This is a genomic window from Amycolatopsis sp. NPDC059235, assembly GCF_042754125.1.
GTDB classification, from domain to species: domain Bacteria; phylum Actinomycetota; class Actinomycetes; order Mycobacteriales; family Pseudonocardiaceae; genus Amycolatopsis; species Amycolatopsis albidoflava.
In genome coordinates this window covers 38,307-57,287 of record NZ_JBHZAG010000004.1, presented here as the reverse complement: position 1 = coordinate 57,287, position 18,981 = coordinate 38,307, and the positions used below count along the sequence as shown (strand labels likewise).

General features: G+C 69.7%; 17 protein-coding genes and 1 riboswitch. Of the genes, 6 read left to right on the top strand and 11 right to left on the bottom strand.

Annotated elements, in window-relative coordinates:
- Nucleotides 1-19 precede the first annotated feature (19 nt).
- On the bottom strand, nt 20-1,870 hold the full coding sequence (lepA, locus tag ACFXI3_RS03900) for a translation elongation factor 4 (RefSeq protein WP_344283838.1): 1,851 nt from the start codon (nt 1,868-1,870) through the stop codon (nt 20-22).
- Nucleotides 1,871-1,986: 116 nt separating this feature from the next.
- Here lepA and ACFXI3_RS03895 point away from each other — a divergent pair, with 116 nt between their 5' ends.
- Nucleotides 1,987-2,598, top strand: a complete 612-nt coding sequence (locus ACFXI3_RS03895) for a class I SAM-dependent methyltransferase (protein ID WP_378397872.1) — start codon at nt 1,987-1,989, stop codon at nt 2,596-2,598.
- Here ACFXI3_RS03895 and ACFXI3_RS03890 read toward each other — a convergent pair.
- Nucleotides 2,595-2,969 (bottom strand): VOC family protein, encoded by a 375-nt coding sequence (locus ACFXI3_RS03890; protein WP_378397870.1) that lies wholly within the window; start codon nt 2,967-2,969, stop codon nt 2,595-2,597. The genes ACFXI3_RS03895 and ACFXI3_RS03890 overlap by 4 nt on opposite strands.
- A gap of 22 nt (nt 2,970-2,991) precedes the next feature.
- Nucleotides 2,992-3,855, bottom strand: a complete 864-nt coding sequence (locus tag ACFXI3_RS03885) for a DMT family transporter (RefSeq protein WP_378397868.1) — start codon at nt 3,853-3,855, stop codon at nt 2,992-2,994.
- Between the two features lie 393 nt (nt 3,856-4,248).
- Between ACFXI3_RS03885 and rpsT the strand changes: the two genes are divergently transcribed.
- Complete coding sequence (gene rpsT / locus ACFXI3_RS03880; RefSeq protein ID WP_116200451.1) at nt 4,249-4,509, top strand: 30S ribosomal protein S20; 261 nt, start codon at nt 4,249-4,251, stop codon at nt 4,507-4,509.
- A 173-nt stretch (nt 4,510-4,682) separates the two neighbouring features.
- On the opposite strand, the gene holA is transcribed toward rpsT, so the two are convergent.
- On the bottom strand, nt 4,683-5,654 hold the full coding sequence (gene holA, locus ACFXI3_RS03875; RefSeq protein ID WP_344283825.1) for a DNA polymerase III subunit delta: 972 nt from the start codon (nt 5,652-5,654) through the stop codon (nt 4,683-4,685).
- 131 nt (nt 5,655-5,785) lie between these two features.
- A riboswitch (SAM riboswitch) is annotated at nt 5,786-5,919 on the top strand.
- Nucleotides 5,920-5,932: 13 nt separating this feature from the next.
- Here holA and thrC point away from each other — a divergent pair.
- Nucleotides 5,933-7,198 (top strand): threonine synthase, encoded by a 1,266-nt coding sequence (gene thrC / locus ACFXI3_RS03870; RefSeq protein ID WP_378397867.1) that lies wholly within the window; start codon nt 5,933-5,935, stop codon nt 7,196-7,198.
- A 24-nt stretch (nt 7,199-7,222) separates the two neighbouring features.
- Here thrC and ACFXI3_RS03865 read toward each other — a convergent pair whose 3' ends face one another.
- Nucleotides 7,223-9,601 carry a ComEC/Rec2 family competence protein gene (locus ACFXI3_RS03865; protein ID WP_378397866.1) on the bottom strand — a complete coding sequence of 793 codons (2,379 nt, stop codon included), beginning with the start codon at nt 9,599-9,601 and terminating at the stop codon, nt 7,223-7,225.
- The gene (locus tag ACFXI3_RS03860; RefSeq protein ID WP_378397865.1) at nt 9,598-10,608 is read right to left on the bottom strand and encodes a helix-hairpin-helix domain-containing protein; all 1,011 of its coding nucleotides are present in this window, start codon (nt 10,606-10,608) and stop codon (nt 9,598-9,600) included. Before ACFXI3_RS03860 ends, ACFXI3_RS03865 begins: the two co-directional genes overlap by 4 nt.
- 701 nt (nt 10,609-11,309) lie before the next feature.
- Here ACFXI3_RS03860 and ACFXI3_RS03855 point away from each other — a divergent pair.
- Nucleotides 11,310-12,230, top strand: a complete 921-nt coding sequence (locus ACFXI3_RS03855) for a GNAT family N-acetyltransferase (RefSeq protein ID WP_378397864.1) — start codon at nt 11,310-11,312, stop codon at nt 12,228-12,230.
- Nucleotides 12,227-13,054 carry a DUF3626 domain-containing protein gene (locus tag ACFXI3_RS03850; protein WP_378397863.1) on the top strand — a complete coding sequence of 276 codons (828 nt, stop codon included), beginning with the start codon at nt 12,227-12,229 and terminating at the stop codon, nt 13,052-13,054. The genes ACFXI3_RS03855 and ACFXI3_RS03850 overlap by 4 nt, the downstream gene beginning before the upstream one ends.
- Here ACFXI3_RS03850 and ACFXI3_RS03845 read toward each other — a convergent pair.
- The 5 genes from ACFXI3_RS03845 to nadD are packed head-to-tail and all read right to left on the bottom strand — an operon-like array spanning nt 13,051 to nt 16,296.
- The gene (locus ACFXI3_RS03845; RefSeq protein WP_378397862.1) at nt 13,051-13,896 is read right to left on the bottom strand and encodes a DegV family protein; all 846 of its coding nucleotides are present in this window, start codon (nt 13,894-13,896) and stop codon (nt 13,051-13,053) included. The two genes, ACFXI3_RS03850 and ACFXI3_RS03845, sit on opposite strands and share 4 nt — an antisense overlap.
- 4 nt (nt 13,897-13,900) lie before the next feature.
- Nucleotides 13,901-14,629, bottom strand: a complete 729-nt coding sequence (gene octT / locus ACFXI3_RS03840) for a diglucosylglycerate octanoyltransferase (RefSeq protein ID WP_116200457.1) — start codon at nt 14,627-14,629, stop codon at nt 13,901-13,903.
- A 4-nt stretch (nt 14,630-14,633) separates the two neighbouring features.
- Entirely contained in the window at nt 14,634-15,248 is a 615-nt protein-coding gene (locus ACFXI3_RS03835; protein WP_370935631.1) for a histidine phosphatase family protein, read from the bottom strand.
- Nucleotides 15,245-15,652, bottom strand: a complete 408-nt coding sequence (rsfS, locus tag ACFXI3_RS03830) for a ribosome silencing factor (protein ID WP_344283800.1) — start codon at nt 15,650-15,652, stop codon at nt 15,245-15,247. Before rsfS ends, ACFXI3_RS03835 begins: the two co-directional genes overlap by 4 nt.
- Nucleotides 15,653-15,696: 44 nt before the next feature.
- Complete coding sequence (nadD, locus tag ACFXI3_RS03825) at nt 15,697-16,296, bottom strand: nicotinate-nucleotide adenylyltransferase (RefSeq protein WP_344283797.1); 600 nt, start codon at nt 16,294-16,296, stop codon at nt 15,697-15,699.
- Nucleotides 16,297-16,462: 166 nt separating this feature from the next.
- On the opposite strand from nadD, the gene ACFXI3_RS03820 reads away from it, so the two are divergent.
- Entirely contained in the window at nt 16,463-18,580 is a 2,118-nt protein-coding gene (locus tag ACFXI3_RS03820; RefSeq protein WP_344283794.1) for a RecQ family ATP-dependent DNA helicase, read from the top strand.
- Nucleotides 18,581-18,981: the final 401 nt, after the last annotated feature.

The window sequence follows — 18,981 nt, the reverse complement described above, 5'->3', positions numbered from 1 at the left end:
GTTCACCCGAAGGTGGAACCTACTTCTTGTTCTTCCCGTTGTCCTCAGTGGACAGTGCCGCGACGAACGCTTCCTGCGGCACCTCCACCCGGCCGACGGTCTTCATCCGCTTCTTGCCTTCCTTCTGCTTCTCCAGCAGTTTCCGCTTCCGCGAGATGTCACCGCCGTAGCATTTGGCCAGCACGTCCTTGCGGATGGCGCGGATCGTTTCGCGCGCGATGATCCGGGAACCGATCGCCGCCTGGATCGGGACCTCGAACTGCTGCCGCGGAATCAGCTCGCGCAGGCGCGTCGCCATGCGGTTTCCGTACGTGTAGGCGGCGTCCTTGTGCACGATCGCGGAGAACGCGTCCACCGTCTCGCCCTGCAGCAGGATGTCGACCTTCACCAGATCGGCCACCTGCTCGCCGGACTCCTCGTAGTCCAGCGACGCGTAACCGCGGGTGCGCGACTTCAGCGTGTCGAAGAAGTCGAAAATGATCTCCGCCAGCGGGATCGTGTAGCGCAGTTCGACGCGGTCTTCCGACAGGTAGTCCATGCCCAGCAGGTTGCCGCGCTTCGCCTGGCACAGCTCCATGATCGTGCCCACGAACTCCGACGGCGCCAGGATGCTCACCTTCGACACCGGCTCGTGCACCTCGGAGATCTTGAGCCCGCCCGGCCAGTCCGAGGGGTTCGTGACGATCACCTCGCTGCGGTCCTCCAGCACCACGCGGTACACCACGTTCGGCGCGGTGGAAATCAGGTCCAGGCCGAACTCGCGCTCCAGCCGGTCCCGGGTGATTTCCAGGTGCAGCAGGCCGAGGAAACCGCAGCGGAAGCCGAAGCCCAGTGCGACCGACGTTTCCGGCTCGTAGGTCAGCGCGGCGTCGTTGAGCTGCAGCTTCTCCAGCGCCTCGCGCAGTTCCGGGTAGTCCGAGCCGTCCACCGGGTACAGCCCGGAGAACACCATCGGCTTCGGTTCGCGGTAGCCGGCCAGCGGCTCCGTCGCGCCGTGCCGCTCGGACGTCACGGTGTCGCCGACCTTCGACTGGCGCACGTCCTTCACGCCGGTGATCAGGTAGCCGACCTCGCCGACGCCGAGTCCCTTGCTGGCCTTCGGCTCCGGCGAGATGATCCCGACCTCGAGCAGTTCGTGCGTCGCCCCGGTGGACATCATCTTGATCTTCTCGCGCGGCGTGATCTTGCCGTCCACCACGCGGATGTACGTCACGACGCCGCGGTAGGTGTCGTAGACCGAGTCGAAGATCATCGCGCGGGCGGGCGCGTCCGCGTCGCCGACCGGCGGCGGGACCTGGCGCACGCATTCGTCCAGCAGTTCGGTCACGCCCATGCCGGTCTTGGCCGACACGCGCAGCACGTCCGAGGGCTCGCAGCCGATGATGTGCGCGATCTCCGCCGCGTACTTCTCCGGGTCCGCCGAGGGCAGGTCGATCTTGTTCAGCACCGGGATGATGTGCAGGTCGTTCTCGAGCGCGAGGTACAGGTTCGCGAGCGTCTGCGCCTCGATCCCCTGCGCGGCGTCGACCAGCAGGATCGCGCCCTCGCACGCCTCGAGCGCCCGCGAGACCTCGTACGTGAAGTCGACGTGGCCGGGCGTGTCGATCAGGTGCAGCACGTGGTCCTGCCCGTCGACCTGCCACGGCAGCCGGACGTTCTGGGCCTTGATCGTGATGCCGCGTTCCCGCTCGATGTCCATGCGGTCGAGGTACTGCGCGCGCATGGCTCGCTCCTCGACGACGCCGGTGAGCTGCAGCATCCGGTCCGCCAGCGTCGACTTGCCGTGGTCGATGTGGGCGATGATGCAGAAGTTGCGGATCAACTCCGGCGGCGTGAAGGTGGTGTCGGCGAACGTCTTGGGCGCTGTCACTCGGGCTGTCCTCGGGATGGTGGGGGATGTCCGTACCCCATCGTCCCATGGACCTCCGGGTGCGGGTGGGGGTCATCCCCGATGCGGCCCCGCGCGTCTCGTGATGACCTCGAAGCATGACCACTTCACCCTCCCCCTCGCCGCCCGGCCCCGGCGTCCTCGACGCCGCGCTCGACCGGGCTTTCGGCCACCCCAGCGGCGTGCTGGGCAGGCTCGGCGGCAAGCTGATGGCGGTCAGCAACGCCGCGACCGAGCACCGCGTCGTCGACCTCGCCCGCCTCGAACCGGACGAGACCGTTCTCGTCATCGGCCCCGGTCCGGGGATCGGCCTCGACGCGGCGAGCAAACTCGCCGGTGAGGTGATCGGCGTCGAACCCTCCCCTCAGATGCGCGACCTGTGCACGGACCGCTGCGGCGACCGCGCCGAGGTGCGCGCGGGCAGCGCGGCCCAAACTGGCTGTGCGGACGCGTCCGCGGACGTCGCGCTGACCGTGAACAACGTCCAGCTTTGGGAGGACCGCGCGGCGGGCTTCGCCGAGTTGTTCCGGGTGCTGCGGCCAGGCGGACGCCTGCTGCTCTCGGCGCACGAGAAGTGGCTTCCGGTGACCCGGCACGAGTTGGCCGACGAAGCCGCCGCCGCGGGATTCACCGACCTGCAGACCTGGACCTGGGACCCGCCGGGATTCGCCCCGCTCGCCGCCCAGCTTCGAGCCGTGAAACCGAGCTAGCGCTTGTCGCGACGCAACGGGTGGTCCTCCGGGACCTCGACGAGAACGATCCGCAACCCGTCCGGGTCGGCGATCCACGCCTCGTCGGTGCCCCAAGGTTCGCGACGAGCCTCGCGCACCGGTTCGACCCCGCGTCCGGCCAATTCGGCCAGGGTCGCCGGGAGATCGCGGACCTGCAGGAACAGATTGACGTCCGGACCGGGTCCTTCTTCGCCGCTGCCGACCACCTCGATCGAACCGCCGCCGGCGAAAAACCGCGTGCCACCAGGGAACTCGCGCTCGATCGCGAGGCCGAGGGCGTCCCGGTAGAACGCGGTGGACACCTCGTGGTCGCGGGGGTGGATCAGCACCCGGCTGCTCAGTACGTCCATGGGTCCTGCCTACCTGAGCGGCTCAGGCGACCGCAATCGCAGCGATCCCGGCCAGCACCACCAGCGACCCGGCGAGCCGGCGGACCGCGTTGCGCTCGCGGAGCACGAGCCAGGCGGCAACCCCGCCGAAGACGATCGACAGTTCGCGCGCCGGCGCGACGAGGCTGACCGGCGCGATCCGCAGGGCGTACAGGACCAGCAGGTAGCTGACCGGCGAGGCCAGTCCGACGATCAGCACCTCGCGCCGGTGGTCGCGCCACAACCGCTTGATCTCGGACCGGCCGCGGGCGGCGGCCGGCGCGAGCAGGATGCTCTGGCCGATCGCGCCGCCGCCGAAGTAGACGAGCGGGGGCACGCCCAGCGACGTCACCGAGTGCGCGTCCCAGAGCGTGTAAGCCGCGATGACCGTGCCGGTGGCGACGCCGTAGAACACCCCGGCGCGACGAGCCTTCGCGTCGCCGGTGCTGCCGCCGAGACTGATCACCAGAACGCCCGCGACGACGAGGAAGGCACCGACCAGCCCGAGCACACCGGGCAGTTCGCCCAGGACCGTGACGGCCACGAGCACCGAAACCAGCGGGCCGGTGCCGCGGGCCAGCGGGTAGACGACGGACAGATCGCCGACCTCGTAGCCGCGCTGCAGCACGATCCCGTACACCACGTGCAGGACCGCGGTAAGCAGCGCGGCGAGCAGCCAAGTCCATTGTGGACGTTCCGGTTCGACGGCCAGCGCGACCGCGATCACCGGGAGCATCGCCACCGCGGAAACCGAGTAGTACAGCCAGACGAATCGCGGGCCGCCGCCGGAAACCCGTTTGGCGGCGAGGTTCCACACGGCGTGCACGACCGCGGCGACGAGAACCATGGCGAGGGCAGTGGTGTTCATCCGGGACCCTTTCAGGTTTTCAGCGCACGCTGAAGACCGGGTCCTCCAGGCTTTTGTCCCGTCAGATGAACGGCAGGGCTCGGTGTCCCGCCGAAGGTGCCGCTCGGACCAGTCCCGCCCGCCCTCGTTGTCTTCGCGACCCGCTCTGCGGGACCACGGGCAGGCGACGGAACCCTAGGCACTACCGAAATCCACCGTAACGGAGACGCGGGCGGGATGCCGAACGGTTCTCGGCTCCGGGGCCCGCTCCAGGGCCGCGAGCAGGGCTGTTAAGATTTTCGATTGTTGCCGTGCGGCATTCCGTCAGGGAGGAAACCCGGCAGTCCCTCGGGACTGATCCGGAGCCACGCGAACGCGGCAGCGACCTTCACCGAGTGAAAGAGGAACGCCTCCATGGCCAACATCAAGTCGCAGGTCAAGCGCATCGACACCAACGAGAAGGCGCGGCAGCGCAACCTGGCGATCCGGTCCTCGGTGAAGACCGCGATCCGCAAGTTCCGCGAGGCCGCCGAAGCCGGTGACAAGGACAAGGCCCTCGAACTGCAGCGCGACGCCGCTCGCAAGCTCGACAAGGCCGTCACCAAGGGCGTCATCCACGCCAACCAGGCCGCGAACAAGAAGTCGGCTCTCGCGAAGCGCGCGAACCAGCTCTGAGCGCAGTCTTTCCGGAAGGCCCGGCGGCTTCGGCTGCCGGGCCTTTTCCGTGTCCGGGAATCGCGGATTACCTTGCACCGATGACGGCTGACCGCACCTCTTAGGCAGCGGTCATCATGGCGTGCGGCGGAACCGAACGCTGCAGCCGGTCAGGGCCGTTTTTCGCCGGAGCGTCAGCGGTCGCCCTTGGCCGCGACCACCTCGAGGACCGCGCGCTGCAGGGCGTAGTTCGCATCGGCCGCCGCGCCCTTGACCTCGGCGTTCAGCCGCGCCACGACGCGCATCGCGGTCGCCAGGCCGTCCTGGCCCCAGCCGCGCGACTGGCCCTGCGCCTTGCGGATCTTCCACGGCGGCATGCCCAGTTCGCCCGCCATCTGGTTCGGGTTGCCGCGGCCGGCGGCGGACACGCGAGCGATCGTGCGGACCGCGTCAGCCAGTGCGTCGGCCACCAGGACGTGCGGAACGCCCAGCTGCATCGCCCACTGCAGCGACTCCATCGCGGCCGCCCGGTCTCCCGCGACGGCCTTCTCCGCGACCGCGAAGCCGGTCACGTCGGCGCGTCCGGTGTGGTAGCGGCGGACCGCCTGCTCGTCGATGACTCCCCCGGTGTCGGCGACCAGCTGCGTCGCCGCCGAGGACAGTTCGCGCAGGTCCGAGCCGACCGAGTCGAGCAGCGCCAGCAGGCCCGCGCCGTCGATCTTGCCGCCCGCGCGCCGCACCTCGTTGCGGACGAACGCCTCGCGCTCGGCCGGCTTGGTGAGCTTCGGGCATTCGGTGATCTCCGCGCCCGCCTTTTTCAACGCGCCCGGCAGGGCCTTCGCGGCCTTGCTCCGCCCGCCGCCGCTGTGCACGACCACGAGGACGATGCCGTCGGCCGGCGCCTTCACGTACGCCAGGACGGCGTCGGACAGCTCCTGCGAGATGTCCTGCGCCGACTCCAGCACGATCACGCGCCCTTCGGCGAACAAGGACGGGCTGACCAGCTCAGCCAGGACGGGCGGTGTGAGATCGGACACCCGCGTCCGCGTGAGGTCCGCCGTCGGGTCCGCGGCCTTGGCCGCGTCGAGGGAAGCTCGCACAGCCCGTTCGATGAGCAGTTCTTCCTCGCCCGTGACGAGGTGCAGCGGCGCGGGTGCGGTGGTCACCTCGTCATCCTCTCACCCGGCCGCCGGGCCGCCCGCCCCGGTGATGTGGGCCGCCTCCGTGGCACGAGCTGATCGGGATGTCGTACGGTGTAGCCGAGGACGCGCCCACCGGCGCTCCGACAACCGAATACCGCTCATCCAGAGGGGCAGAGGGAACGGCCCGACGAAGCCCCGGCAACCGGCGTACAGCCTGTCATCCCGCGATCGCGGGATAGCTGACGACCACGGTGCCAATTCCGGCCCGCTTCGGCGGGGCAGATGAGGAAAGGAACCTCGCGATGACTGCAGCCCTCAGCGCCACCTCCGCCAACAAGACGATCGACCTCGGTCCGGCCGTCGAACTGGTGTCGAAGGAAGAAGGGCACCGGCAGCCGCTCGCTCCGGAATTCGTCTCCGCCGAAGACTTCTCGCCGCTCGAGGTCGCCTACGACTTCGGCCGCGTCCGCCGCGAGGACATCGAGGCGGGCCCGCGCAACATCTGGCGTTACAAGAAACTCCTTCCCGTCCCCTCGACCGTCGAGGAGACCCCGAACACCGAACCCGGCTGTACCAGGCTCGTGCGCGCCGACCGGCTCGCGAAGGAGCTCGGCCTCAAGAGCGTGTGGGTCAAGGACGACACCGGCAACCCGACGCACTCGTTCAAGGACCGCGTGGTCGCCGTCGCGCTCGCGGCCGCGCGCGAGTTCGGCTTCGAGGTCCTCGCGTGTCCCTCAACCGGCAACCTGGCCAACGCGACCGCGGCCGCCGCGGCTCGCGCCGGCTGGCGGTCGGTCGTGCTGATCCCGAAGAACCTCGAGCGCGCGAAGATCCTCACCACCGCGGTCTACGACGGCGACCTGATCGCCGTCGACGGCAACTACGACGACGTGAACCGGCTGGCCACCGAACTGGCCGGCGAGCACCCGAAGTGGGCGTTCGTGAACGTCAACGTCCGCCCGTACTACTCCGAGGGCTCGAAGACGCTCGCCTACGAGGTCGCCGAGCAGCTCGGCTGGCGCCTCCCCGAGCAGATCGTCGTGCCGATCGCCTCCGGTTCCCAGCTCACCAAGGTGGACAAGGGTTTCCGCGAGCTGGGCCAGCTCGGTCTCGTGGACGCCAGCCCGTACAAGGTGTTCGGCGCGCAGGCCACCGGCTGCTCGCCGGTTTCCACCGCGTACCGCAACGGCCACGACGTGGTCCAGCCGGTGAAGCCGGACACGATCGCCCGCTCGCTCGCGATCGGCAACCCGGCCGACGGCCCGTACGTGCTCGACGTGGTCAACCGCACCGGCGGCGCGATCGAGGACGTCACCGACGAAGAGGTGGTCGAAGGCATCCGGCTGCTCGCGCGCACCGAAGGCATCTTCACCGAGACCGCGGGCGGCGTCACCGTGGCGACCGCGAAGAAGCTCGTCGAAACCGGCAAGCTCGACCCGGACGCCGAAACCGTCCTCCTCATCACCGGCGACGGCCTGAAGACCCTCGACGCGGTCGAGAACCACATCGGCCCGAAGGCCACCGTGCCGCCGTCCGCCGCAGCCGTCGCCAAGGCGCTCGGCTACTGACCCACCGGCCCGGGGTCCGCTGCCCTATCGCGGCGGACCCCGCGGCTCACCCCGGCGTGCGACCGCCGGTCCGTTTCCCGCGGGCAGAACGGCGGTGTCGCCGTCGATATCGGTCCGGGTGACCAGCACTCCCATCGTGCCGAGAACGTCCACTGTGGACTTGCTCGGATGTCCGTACCCGTTGCCCGCGCCGACACTGATCAGCGCGGTGCGCGGCCGCACCGCCGCGAGGAACTGCGGCAGCGAATATCTCGAGCCGTGATGCGGCACCTTCAATACGTCAGCCCGCAAATCGGCGCCCTCGGCGAGCAGGTCTGCTTGCGCAGCCAGTTCAACGTCTCCGGTCAGCAAGACCCGGCCAGCCGAGGTGTCGGCGCGCAGGACCACCGAACTGTTGTTGATCATCGTGCCGTCCTGCAACGCAGGTGACCGAGCAGTGGCGTAGCGCGGACCTAGCACGTCCAGTGACAATCCCGGCCATTCCAGGCGTTGCCCCTCGCTCAACTGCACGAGCGGCACGCCACGACGCCGCGCTTCGCCGGAAACCGACTGCCACGCCCACGCTGGAGCACGTCCGGGCCCGACCGCGATCGCACCGACTGCCCGTCCGTCGAAGACCGAGGCGAGACCACCGATGTGATCCGCGTGCAGATGGCTCAGCACGAGCAGCGGCACCCGTTCGACTCCCAGCCTCTGCAGGCATTCGTCGACCGGCCCCGGCTCCGGCCCGGTATCCACGACCACGGCACGGCCGGGCTCGGCAGTCGCGAGAACTACCGCATCTCCCTGTCCGACATCGCATTCCACCATCGCCCAGCCGCCCGGCGGCCAACTGGGGGCCAGGACTTTGGCCGGCACGACCGTCAGCAGCACAACAACCAGGCCGATCGCCACCAGCAGCCGAAGTCGGCGAAACCTTGCCGCCACCACGACTACCACCAGCAGGCCCGCCGCGCATAATCCGCCCCACCAGCCGCCAGGCCAGGACAGCGCTGCCCCTGGTGCCCTCGCGCCGTGTCGGGCGACAGTGATCAGCCACCGCGCCTCCGGGTCCGCCAGATGGATCAGCAGCTGCCCGGCACCTGGCCACCACGGCCCGACGACTGTCGCGAGCACGCCTAGCACGGTGACCGGCGCGACCACTGGCGCCGCAAGGACATTGGTGACGACCGAGACCAGGCTGACCGTGCCCGCCATTCCGGCGATGACTGGTGCGGTGACCACGAAAGCGGCAAGTGGCACGGCGAGGCCTTCGGCGTAACCGGATGGAACTCCCCGTCGTACCAAGGAATCCGCCCAGCGCGGCGCGAGCAGCACCAGCCCGGCCGTCGCGAGAACCGAGAGCGCGAAGCCGAAGTTCGCCGCCATCGTCGGATCCCACGCCACCAGGACGCACACCGCGAACGCCAATGCGGGCAGCGCTGAACCGCGTCGTCCGAGAGCCAGCGCGAGCAAACCGATACCGCCCATGACACCGGCCCGCACCACGCTCGGTTCAGGACCCACCAGGACGAGAAATCCCGCCAAGCAGGCACCAGCCGCCGCTGCGGAAAACCTTGGCCCTGCTCGGATCAATCGGCACAGCAGCAGGACAGCTCCGCCGATGATGACAAGATTTCCGCCGCTCACCGCCATCAAGTGGGTGAGCCCGGAGGCGGTGAACTCGCTTTCGACCCGCTGCGGCAACGCACTCGTGTCGCCGAGCACCAGTCCGGGCAGCAGGCCCGCCGGTTCCTCCGGCAGGATCGCGCACAGCGAATGCAAGCTGCTCCGCAGAGCCGCGGCGGCGCGCTGCCACCACGGCGCCGGTCCTGCGTCGACGGGTGCGGCACGGACGGAGAGCACCGCGGCGGTCAGCTCGCCGCCGCGTGCGGGCAGGAGCCGTCCGGACGTCGACACTTCCTGCCCTGGCAGCAGACCGCTCCATCCGGTGACCGGTGCCAGCAACAGAACCCGGCCGGTCGACTCGACGGGCTGACCGTCCACTGTAGCCGTGGTAACCCTTGCCGGAATCGCCACTGAGCGAGTGCCCGCTTGCTGGTCTGCGTAGCCAGCTTGGTGGATCGGCCGTGGGCGCTCGCTGATCTCGACCCGCAGCGTCGCTGTGACGCCATGGGCTGCGGCGGCTCCCAGCGGGTCGGATGCCGCGTCGTGAATGCGAAGGGCTGTTGGCACAGCGGCAACGAGCCCGGCCAGCAGCAACGCTCCCCCAACGCCAGCGTATCGGGAGCGGCCGCGCGCCAGAAGCGCCGCGGCGCCGATGACCGCGACGGCTCCGATCACGGTCGCGGCCCACCAACCGAGTTGCAGTCCGGCGAGGGTGGCCGCCCATCCGGCGACGGCGGCGGGGACAAGGCGGAAATCGTGGTCACGGCGCGACTTTTCCTCGGTTTCCAGCTTCATCCGACGGTCACCTGCTCGCGAAGTTTTTGGAACTTGCTTTCTCCGATGCCATCGACGTCGCGGAGTTGTTCGACGCTCGAGAAGCCGCCGTGCTGAGTGCGCCAGTCGGTGATGCGCCGGGCGGTGACCTCGCCGACGCCGGGGAGGCTGTCGAGTTGTTCGGCGGTCGCGGAGTTCAGGTCGATCTTGCTGGCTGCAGCGGCTGAACCGGCCGGTGCGGCTTGCGCAGCGGGGACGCCGACCGCCAGCTGTTCCCCGTCGGTGAGTTTGCGGGCGAGGTTCAGTGCGGTCAGGTCGACACCCGGGTTCGCGCCTCCGGCGGCGCGGAGGGCGTCGGCGACGCGGGAACCCGAGGGCACGGTGACGAGTCCTGGGGAGCGCACGTGGCCGACGACGCTGATTACCAGGCTCTCGTTGGCTTTCGAGGCGTGTGGCGCCTGCGCTCGGGCGGTCGGGAGCGGCGGGGCGAGCTCGGCCGCGGGTGAGCGGCCGAAAATCGCCAGGCCACCGGCGACGACCGCGGCGGCTGCCAGCAAGGCGAGGGCGAAGATCATTCCTCGGCGGCCCAGAACGCCCGGCAGGCCGGTTGCTCCGGGGAGCCAGCGGCGTGTCCACCGCTGTTCGGTGTGTTCCGGCAGCCAGCTGCGGACCAGTTTGCCGGCGGGCAGCTGGTTTTCCGGAGGGGCTGGGTTGTCGGCAAGTGCGGACAATCGCGCTTTGCGGCTCGTTGGCTGCGAGAGTCGTGCGGAGCTGGATGGGGAAGTGTCTGCCGCAGCCGTCGGCTGGCTGTCCGGAAGTGGTGGACTGTCAGCAGGTGTGGTCAGGTGGGCTTTCAGACCCGTTGGCCGCGAGAGTGGCATGGGCTTGGACCGCAAACTGTCCGCGTCGGTCGCGGATCGGTCGCCCAGAAGCGCTGAACTGTCGGCAAACGCAGATAGGCGGGCTTTCAGACCTGTTGGCCGCGAGTGCGGTATGGACTTGAGCGGCAAACCGTCCGCGTCGGTCACGGACTGCCCACCCAAAAGCGGTGAACTGTCAGCAGCTGCAGACAAGCGGGCTTTCAGACCTGTTGGCCGCGCGTGTGGCATTGAGTCAGCTGCCGAGGCGTCTGCGCCTGCCAGGAGGTGACTGTCGGCACTTGCCGACAGTCGGTTGTCCGCGGCACCGTCGACGATCGCCGACCGCTGGTCGTCGCGAGAAGGCGAACTGTCAGCACCTGCAGACACTCGATGCTTCGCCCCCGCGTCCCGAGCAAGCACACCAGGCAACTCCGTGCCCGCGGACAGCTGGTTGTCTGCACCTGCCGACAACCGTCCGCGCGCTGCTCGGCCCGCGCGGCCGGTGGGCAGCCAGCGACGCACTGACTGGCCGCCGGTTCCGGCGGTATGCGGGACCACGGCCAGCTGGTCGGCCAGCCAGGTGAGCCTGACGTTCACGGGAGTGCCCGGATCCCGGGCGGAATTCTCGAACACACGATCGACGCTAGGCGTCGGCTGGCTCGGCGGCGAGAGGGTTCCGCGCGATCTGTGGACAACCCGCCCCTTGGGGACAACTCGGCCGTCGCGGCCGGAGACGCGGCGGAATTTGTCGGGGTGCGCGGTCATACTGGCTGGTTTGCCTGCGGCACGGGTGATCGAAAAGCGTTCGCACCTTCCGTTGTCATCCGTTAGACCTGGTAGTCAGCCGTCGAACAGGAGCCGCCGCAGCTGTGGACCACGCCGAACTGACCTTGCGCCCGATCACGGGGCCGGAAGAGCTCGATCTCTTCTGCCGGCTCACCTACGCCCTCGACCACGAACTCGCCGACGACCTTGCCGCCGGTCGCCGCAGGCCGGGGTGGATGTGGGTCGCGCTTCGCAGCGGCGAGCTCGTCGCCAGGGCCGCGTGGTGGGGCCGCGCCGAGGAGCCGGTCCCGTTTGTGCTGGACGTTTTCGATCTTGAGGACGTGGCCGTCGGAGCGCGGCTGTTGCGAACTGCGATGGCGGAGATTCTGCCGACGGGCACCCGGCCTCCGACTTACCACCGGCTGGTCCCCTCGGATTGGCGCGAAGAAGCGGCGACTCGAAGCGTGGTCGAAGACCGGATGACCGCGCTCGAACAGACCGGTGCGAAGCTGCTCGCCGAGCGGCTGCGCTTCGAGTGGGCACCGGGGACTCCGGTCGCTCCACCGAACCGACTGGTCTTCCGCCCGATCCGCGACGAAGCCGAGATCCTCGACCTGATGACCCGCGTCCTGGACGGGACGCTCGACGCGCACAGCCGCGACGACCTGACCCGGATGTCCGCTCGCGAAGCGGCAATCCGGCATTACGAGGACGAACTGGCGCACTACCGCAGCCCCCGGGACTGGTGGCGGGTCGCGACGCTCTCCGACGGCACGCCGGTCGGTTTCGTCACGCCGGCGCGCAACAACTACAACCCGATCATCGGATATCTCGCCGTCCTGCCCGAGCATCGCGGCAACGGCTACATCGACGACATTCTCGCCGAGGGCACCCGAATCCTTGCCGCCCAAGAAGTTCCTCGCATCCGGGCCGCGACGGATCTCGGCAATGTCCCGATGGCGAACGCGTTCCGGCGCGCGGGATACGTCGACTTCGAGCGGACGATCACGATGGCCTGGCCGTGATTCGCGCGGAACCGTGGGAACGCGCGGTCGCTCACGTGGCCGCGTTGGCGGCTGGCGGCCCGGCGGATCCGTCGTGGCGGGTCACGCTGCATTTCCATCCGGACCGGCTCGTCAACGGCGTGCCGATCCTCGAGAGCATGGCGCGCGACGGCCGGTATCGCTCGCAGTTCGAGACCGGAGTCAGCAACGGCGGGCTGACCGCGCGTCGGGGAGGAGACCGCTGGCGCTGGGAAAGCCGGTTGTTCGCTGGTGTCTACGACGACGTCGCGGCCGCGCACCGGCCGAAATACGGGTCGCTGAATTTTCGCGGCCGAAAGACAGGCGGCTCGCCGCGGTTCGGCTCGGCGTATCTGCGGCTCGCGCGGCACACGATGTCCCGCACGACTTTCGCTTATCCCGACAGCGTTTTCGAACCGACCTCGTTCGGCGTCGAGGCCCGGCTTTCCGAGCTGGTCGCGATTGCCGAGGCGGACGACAAAGACTTGCTGGACGACTACATCGAGGCGCAGGTGCACGGAGAGGTAAATCTGGCGCGGGACGTCGAGGCGCTGGTTCTCGATCCGTCTTACCGAGGAACCGAAATCGAGACCGCGGCCCAAAAACTGGGTGCGGTCGAATGGCACGACGGGTTTCGGCTAGACACCGGAGAACTGCTCCGGCATCCCGAATACCGAGGTCCGGAATTCACCGCGCTGGGCGCAGAACTCGCCGAGGACGGCAAGCTCGATCCGCGTATCCTCGGGAAAGCCACCGGCCAGGACGAGCAAGCGCTCAAACGTGTCTGGCATCTGCTCGCGCGATTCGGCAACCAGGAACTCAGCTAGGCGCGCTGCACGACCACGCCGAGCACGCCAGGGCCGGTGTGCGCGCCGATGACCGCGCCGATCTCCGACACCACGCATCCCCCGGCACAGCCGGGGATCGCTTCCTCCAGCCGGTTCGCCAACTCGACAGCGCGTTCCGGCGAAGCGAGATGATGCACCGCCAACTCGACCGGCCCCGTCCCCGCCGCCTGCACGGACAACTCGACCAAGCGCCCGATCGCGCGGTTCATCGTGCGCACTTTTTCCAGCGGCAGGATCCGGCCGTCGGACATGTGCAGCACCGGTTTCACCGCCAGCGCGGTGCCGAGCAGCGCCGCGGCCGAGCCGATCCGACCGCCTCGGCGCAGGTGTTCCAGCGTCTCGACCACGAACAACGTCGACGATCGGTCGGCCGTTTTCGTCGCGACTGCTTCGACTTCGGCCGGGCTGGCTCCGGCAGCGGCGGCGTCCGCGGCATGCAGGGCCGCGAAGCCCAAACCCATCGCCGTGGTGCGGGAATCGACGACCCGGACCCGGTCCGAGCCGACTTCTTCCGCGGCCAGGACGGCGGCTTCCCAGGTACCGGACAGCTCTCTCGACAGGTGCACGGACACGACGGCGTCCGCGCCGGCGTCGAGCGCGGCCCGGAATTCGGTGGCGAACTCGGCCGGAGTGGGCCGCGAAGTCGTGACGATCTTGCGCTCCCCCAGCGCTTCCGCGAGCGCGGCGGGACCCATTTCGACGCCGTCGAGCGAACACACGCCTTCCACCAGGACGTGCAGGGGCACCACCCGCACCGAGTGCCGCTCGGCGAAGCCTTCGGGCAGGTGCGCGGTGGAGTCCGTGACCACGGCGACCGACACGTCGTCAGCCTACGTTGCCAGAGCCGAGGTGCGGGGCAACGAGCTTCGCCATCGCGGTGCCGACAGCTTCGTGCCCGGCCCATCCCCAGTGCATGCCGTCGGGATTTCCCGCGCCGCTCAAGACATGTTCGCCAACCACGCCGGGCGTGTCGAGCAACGGCACTTCGCGTCGCGCGGCCCACGAAGCGAGCGCAGCGGCCGCTTCGGCGCGTCCCGTGTGTACGCGTCCGTACGCATCAGCGCGGTGCACCGAAGGCAGCATGCCGAACACCGGCAACTCAGGGCGTAGCGCGCGCAACGCTTCGACGGACTGGTCCAGATAGCTCACGCTCAGGCGCGCAGGAAGCACGCGAGGACGTCCGCGCATCACGACAGACAAACGTGGCTGCGCAGCGAGATAAGCACCGCGTACAACGCGACGCACGCCGTCGGGGCGAAGGTAGCGAAGCCCCTGACGCAAGTACGTCGGCAGAGGCGACGGCAGTGTGTCCATGTGACCGACGGCGAGCACGACGGCGTCGACGCGACGCAGATCCGCCCACACGCGCGGGTCGCCGGTGAGCGACCACCACAGGTCTCGCGCGGTCCAGCCGATTCCGGCGACAAGATCGGCTTGGCCGGACAGCGCGTTCGCGGCGACGTTGGGCCACAGGCGCGGATCATCGGCCGCGCAAGGGCCCTCGGGGCCGTGGAAACAGAGTGAATCGCCGAAGACGAGCAGCTGCGGGCTCATCGGGTCAGCCGGTGATGCCCGCGTTGTACGCGTGCAACCGCCACTTCCCCTCGCGGTGGCCGAGTTCGACCCAGTGGCAGTTCATGATCCCGCCGAGCGACGGCCAGACCTCGACCGGAAGGCCGAGCAGCTTCGCGGTCAGCGCGAGGATGAGCCCGCCGTGCGAGGCGAGCAGGACCGATTCGCCGACGTCGGAGTTCGGCTGCATCAGGTCGTTGACCACCTCGGCGGCGCGTTCGGCGACCTCCACCCGGGACTCGCCGCCCGGCGGAGCCCACGCGGCGTTGGTGCGCCACAGCCGGCGGTCGCCCGGATAGCCTTCGTCGACCTCGGCGCCGGTCAGGCCCTGCCACTCGCCGAGGTGCGTCTCGCGCAGCCGCTTGTCGATCTGCAGCGGCACGCCGATCGCCTCCGTGAGCACCGTCGCGGTGTCGGTGGCGCGGCGCAGATCGGACGCGATCACCAGCTCCGGCGCGAAGCGCGCGAGTGCGGGCACGGCGAAGCGCGCCTGGTTCCAGCCGACCGGGGTCAGCGCGGAATCGAGGTGTCCCTGCATGCGGCCGGCGGCGTTGTAGTCCGTCTCGCCGTGCCGCCAGAGCAGCAGCCGCCGCGGGCTCACGCCTCCGGACCGTCCGCGTCGTCGGTGTCGTTGGCGGGGACCGTCGCCAGCCCTTCGACCTCGATCCGCGGGCAGTCCTTCCACAGCCGCTCGAGGCCGTAGAACGAGCGCTCGTCCGCGTGCTGGACGTGGACGACGACGTCGACGTAGTCGAGCAGCACCCAGCGGCCCTCGCGGGCGCCTTCGCGCCGGACCGGCTTGTGCCCCTCGATGCGGAGCTTCTCTTCCACGTTGTCGACGATCGCGCCGACCTGGCGCTCGTTGGCCGCGGAGGCGATCACGAACGCGTCGGTGATCACGAGCTGCTCGGACACGTCCAGGACGACCACGTCGCTGGCCAGCTTGTCGGCCGCCGCGTGCGCGGCCGCCACCGCCAGGTCCCGTGCCTCGGACGTCGCTGCCACAGTGCTCCTTCAGATTCGGGGTATGCCCGGACGAGGGTACCCGGTCAGGCCTCGGCGTCCTTGCGGTAGAGGTCCTTCTTGGCGATGTAGCGCACAACGCCGTCGGGCACGAGGTACCAGACCGGCTCGCCCCGCTCGACGCGTTCGCGGCATCCGGTGGACGAGATGGACATGGCGGTGACCTCGACGAGGCTCACCTTGCCGCTCGGCAGATGATGCGAATTGAGCCGGTAGCCCGGGCGGGTGACGCCGATGAAATGCGCGAAGTCGAACAGCTCGCCCGCCTTGTGCCAGGTGAGGATCTGCTCGAGCGCGTCGGCCCCGGTGATGAAGAACAGCTCGTCGTCCGGGTACTCCTCGTGCAGGTCGCGCAGCGTGTCGACGGTGTAGGTCTGGCCGCCGCGGTCGATGTCGACCCGGCTCACCGAGAAGACCGGGTTGGACGCGGTGGCGATGACCGTCATCAGGTACCGGTCCTCGGCGCGCGTGACGCGGCGGCCGGACTTCTGCCACGGCTGCCCGGTAGGCACGAAGATGACCTCGTCGAGCGCGAACCGCGACTGGACCTCGCTGGCCGCGACGAGGTGGCCGTGGTGCACGGGGTCGAAGGTGCCGCCCATGACCCCGATCCGGCGTGGTGACATAGCCGGTGAGCCTATACGCGCGGGCACGCGAGGGCTTCCCGTCGCGACTGCGACCTAGGTTACTGTTGTGATATGAGTCACATAACTCTGCGTTTACGGCCGGAAACTGTCCGTTCGGGGTCGGTCGGCTCCGGGATTGTCGGGGGCATGGGGTAGACCGGGGGACGTGGACACCACCGCTACCACCCCAGACCTCCGGACCCGCGCCGAGACCCTGCTCCGCGCGCTCGCCGGGGACAACGCCGCCCTCCGAGAGGACCAGTGGACCGCCATCGAGGCGCTGGTCGCGCACCATCGGCGCGCGCTCGTCGTGCAGCGCACCGGCTGGGGAAAGTCGGCCGTGTACTTCCTGGCCACCGCGCTGCTGCGGGAACAGGGAGCGGGGCCGACGGTCATCGTTTCGCCGCTGCTCGCCCTGATGCGCAACCAGATCTCCGCCGCCGCCAGGGCGGGGATCCACGCGGCCACCATCAACTCGGCGAACGCGCAGGAATGGGACCAGGTCCAGGCGTCCGTGGCGGCGGGCGAGGTGGACGTGCTGCTGGTCAGTCCGGAACGGCTCAACAACCCGGACTTCCGCGACAGCGTGCTGCCGAAGCTCACCGCCAGCGCCGGCCTGCTGGTGGTGGACGAGGCGCACTGCATTTCCGACTGGGGCCACGATTTCCGGCCGGACTACCGGAGGCTGCGCACCCTGCTGGGCGACCTGCCCGAGGGCGTTCCGGTGCTGGCCACCACCGCGACCGCGAACGACCGGGTGGCCACGGACGTCGCCGAGCAGCTCGGCATCGGCGGCGAGACGGACACGCTCGTCCTGCGCGGTCCGCTCGACCGGGAAAGCCTGCGGCTGGCTGTGGCCGAACTGCCGAGTGACGAGGCGCGGCTGGCCTGGCTCGCCGAGCACCTGGCGGAACTGCCGGGGTCGGGCATCATCTACACGCTCACCGTCGCCGCCGCGCACGACGTCGCCGCGCTGCTGTCCGATCGCGGCTACCCGGTGGCCGCCTACACCGGGAAGACCGATCCGGCCGATCGCCAGGCCGCGGAGGACGATCTGCTGGAGAACCGGGTCAAGGCGCTGGTGGCGACCTCGGCGCTCGGGATGGGGTTCGACAAGCCGGACCTCGGATTCGTGGTGCACCTGGGCGCGCCGTCGTCGCCGATCGCCTACTACCAGCAGGTCGGGCGTGCCGGTCGCGGCGTCGAGCGGGCCGAGGTGGTGCTGCTGCCGGGGCGGGAGGACAAGGCGATCTGGGCATACTTCGGATCGCTGGCGTTCCCGGACGAGCTACGCGTCACGCAGGTGCTCAACGCGCTCGCGTACTCCGACCGTCCACTTTCGACAGCCGCGCTGGAACCGTCGGTCGAGCTCTCCCGGTCGCGGCTGGAGATGGTGCTGAAAGTGCTCGATGTGGACGGTGCGGTGCGCCGGGTGCGCGGCGGCTGGGAAAGCACCGGACAGCCGTGGGAGTACGACCGGGAACGGTACGAACGCGTCAGCGTCGCGCGGGCGGCCGAGCAGGAGGCGATGCTCGGGTACATCCGCACGGCCGGATGCCGGATGGAGTATCTGCGGCGGCAGCTCGACGATCCGGAGGCAGCGCCGTGCGGCCGGTGCGACAACTGCACCGGGGAGCATTGGAACACCGCGGTGTCCGAGGAAGTCGCGGGCGAGACGCGGGAACGGCTGGACCGGCCCGGGGTCGCGGTGGCACCGCGAAAACAGTGGCCGAGCGGGATGAAGGGGCTCGACGTGCCGCTGTCGGGCCGGATCAAGACGGAAGAGCAGGCCGAGCAGGGACAGGTGCTGGGCCGGCTCACGGACGTGGGCTGGGGCGGCCGGTTGCGCGAACTGCTCGGCCCGGGCGCGCCGGACGCCGAGGTTCCCGACTCGGTTTTCGACGCGTGCGTGAAGGTGCTCGCGGGATGGCAGTGGGCGCAACGTCCGGTGGCGGTGGTGGCGATCCCGTCGGCGACGCGGCCGCAGCTGGTCGACAGCCTCGCGTTGCGCTTGTCGGCGATCGGGCGGCTGGACTACCTGGGTGAGCTGACGTCGGCCGGGCCGCCGCCTCGGCAGGCGAACAGCGCGCAACGGCTGGCCGATCTGTGGCGGAGGTTGAGCCTGCCGGACGACGTGGCGGCGAGTGTCGCGCAGGCGCAGGGGCCGGTGCTGCTGGTGGACGACCTGATCGACACCGGCTGGACGATGACACTGGCGGCGCGGCTGCTGCGCCGGGCCGGGGCGGAGGGGGTGTTGCCGTTCGCGTTGGCGACCACTGCTTGAGGTGCGGTGCGGCCTGGGTGCGTGGGCGGCTGGGCGGGATCGGTTTGAGGTGCGCGGCAGCGTGGGCGACCGAACGGAATCGGCTTGAGCTCCGCAGCGGCCCAGGCGACCGAACAGAATCGGCTTGAGCTTCGCCGCGGGCCGGTGCGGACCGAGGCTGTGTTTGCGGCGGGAGCGAGTCGGGCACGGTTAGTCCTGGCGGGTTGATCCGGCCCGGTGCGCGGGCACTGAATCGGTGATGCCGCTGCGGTGCCTCCCGACGCGGTGCGCCCGATCCGCGCTACGCGACTGAGGCCGTTCAGGTGACCGCGGGATGCCGCACGAACGAAGCGGGGCGGGGCGGGGCGGGGCGGGGCGGGGCGGGGCGGGGCGGGGCGGGGAAAGTATCGGCCAAGCAGCCG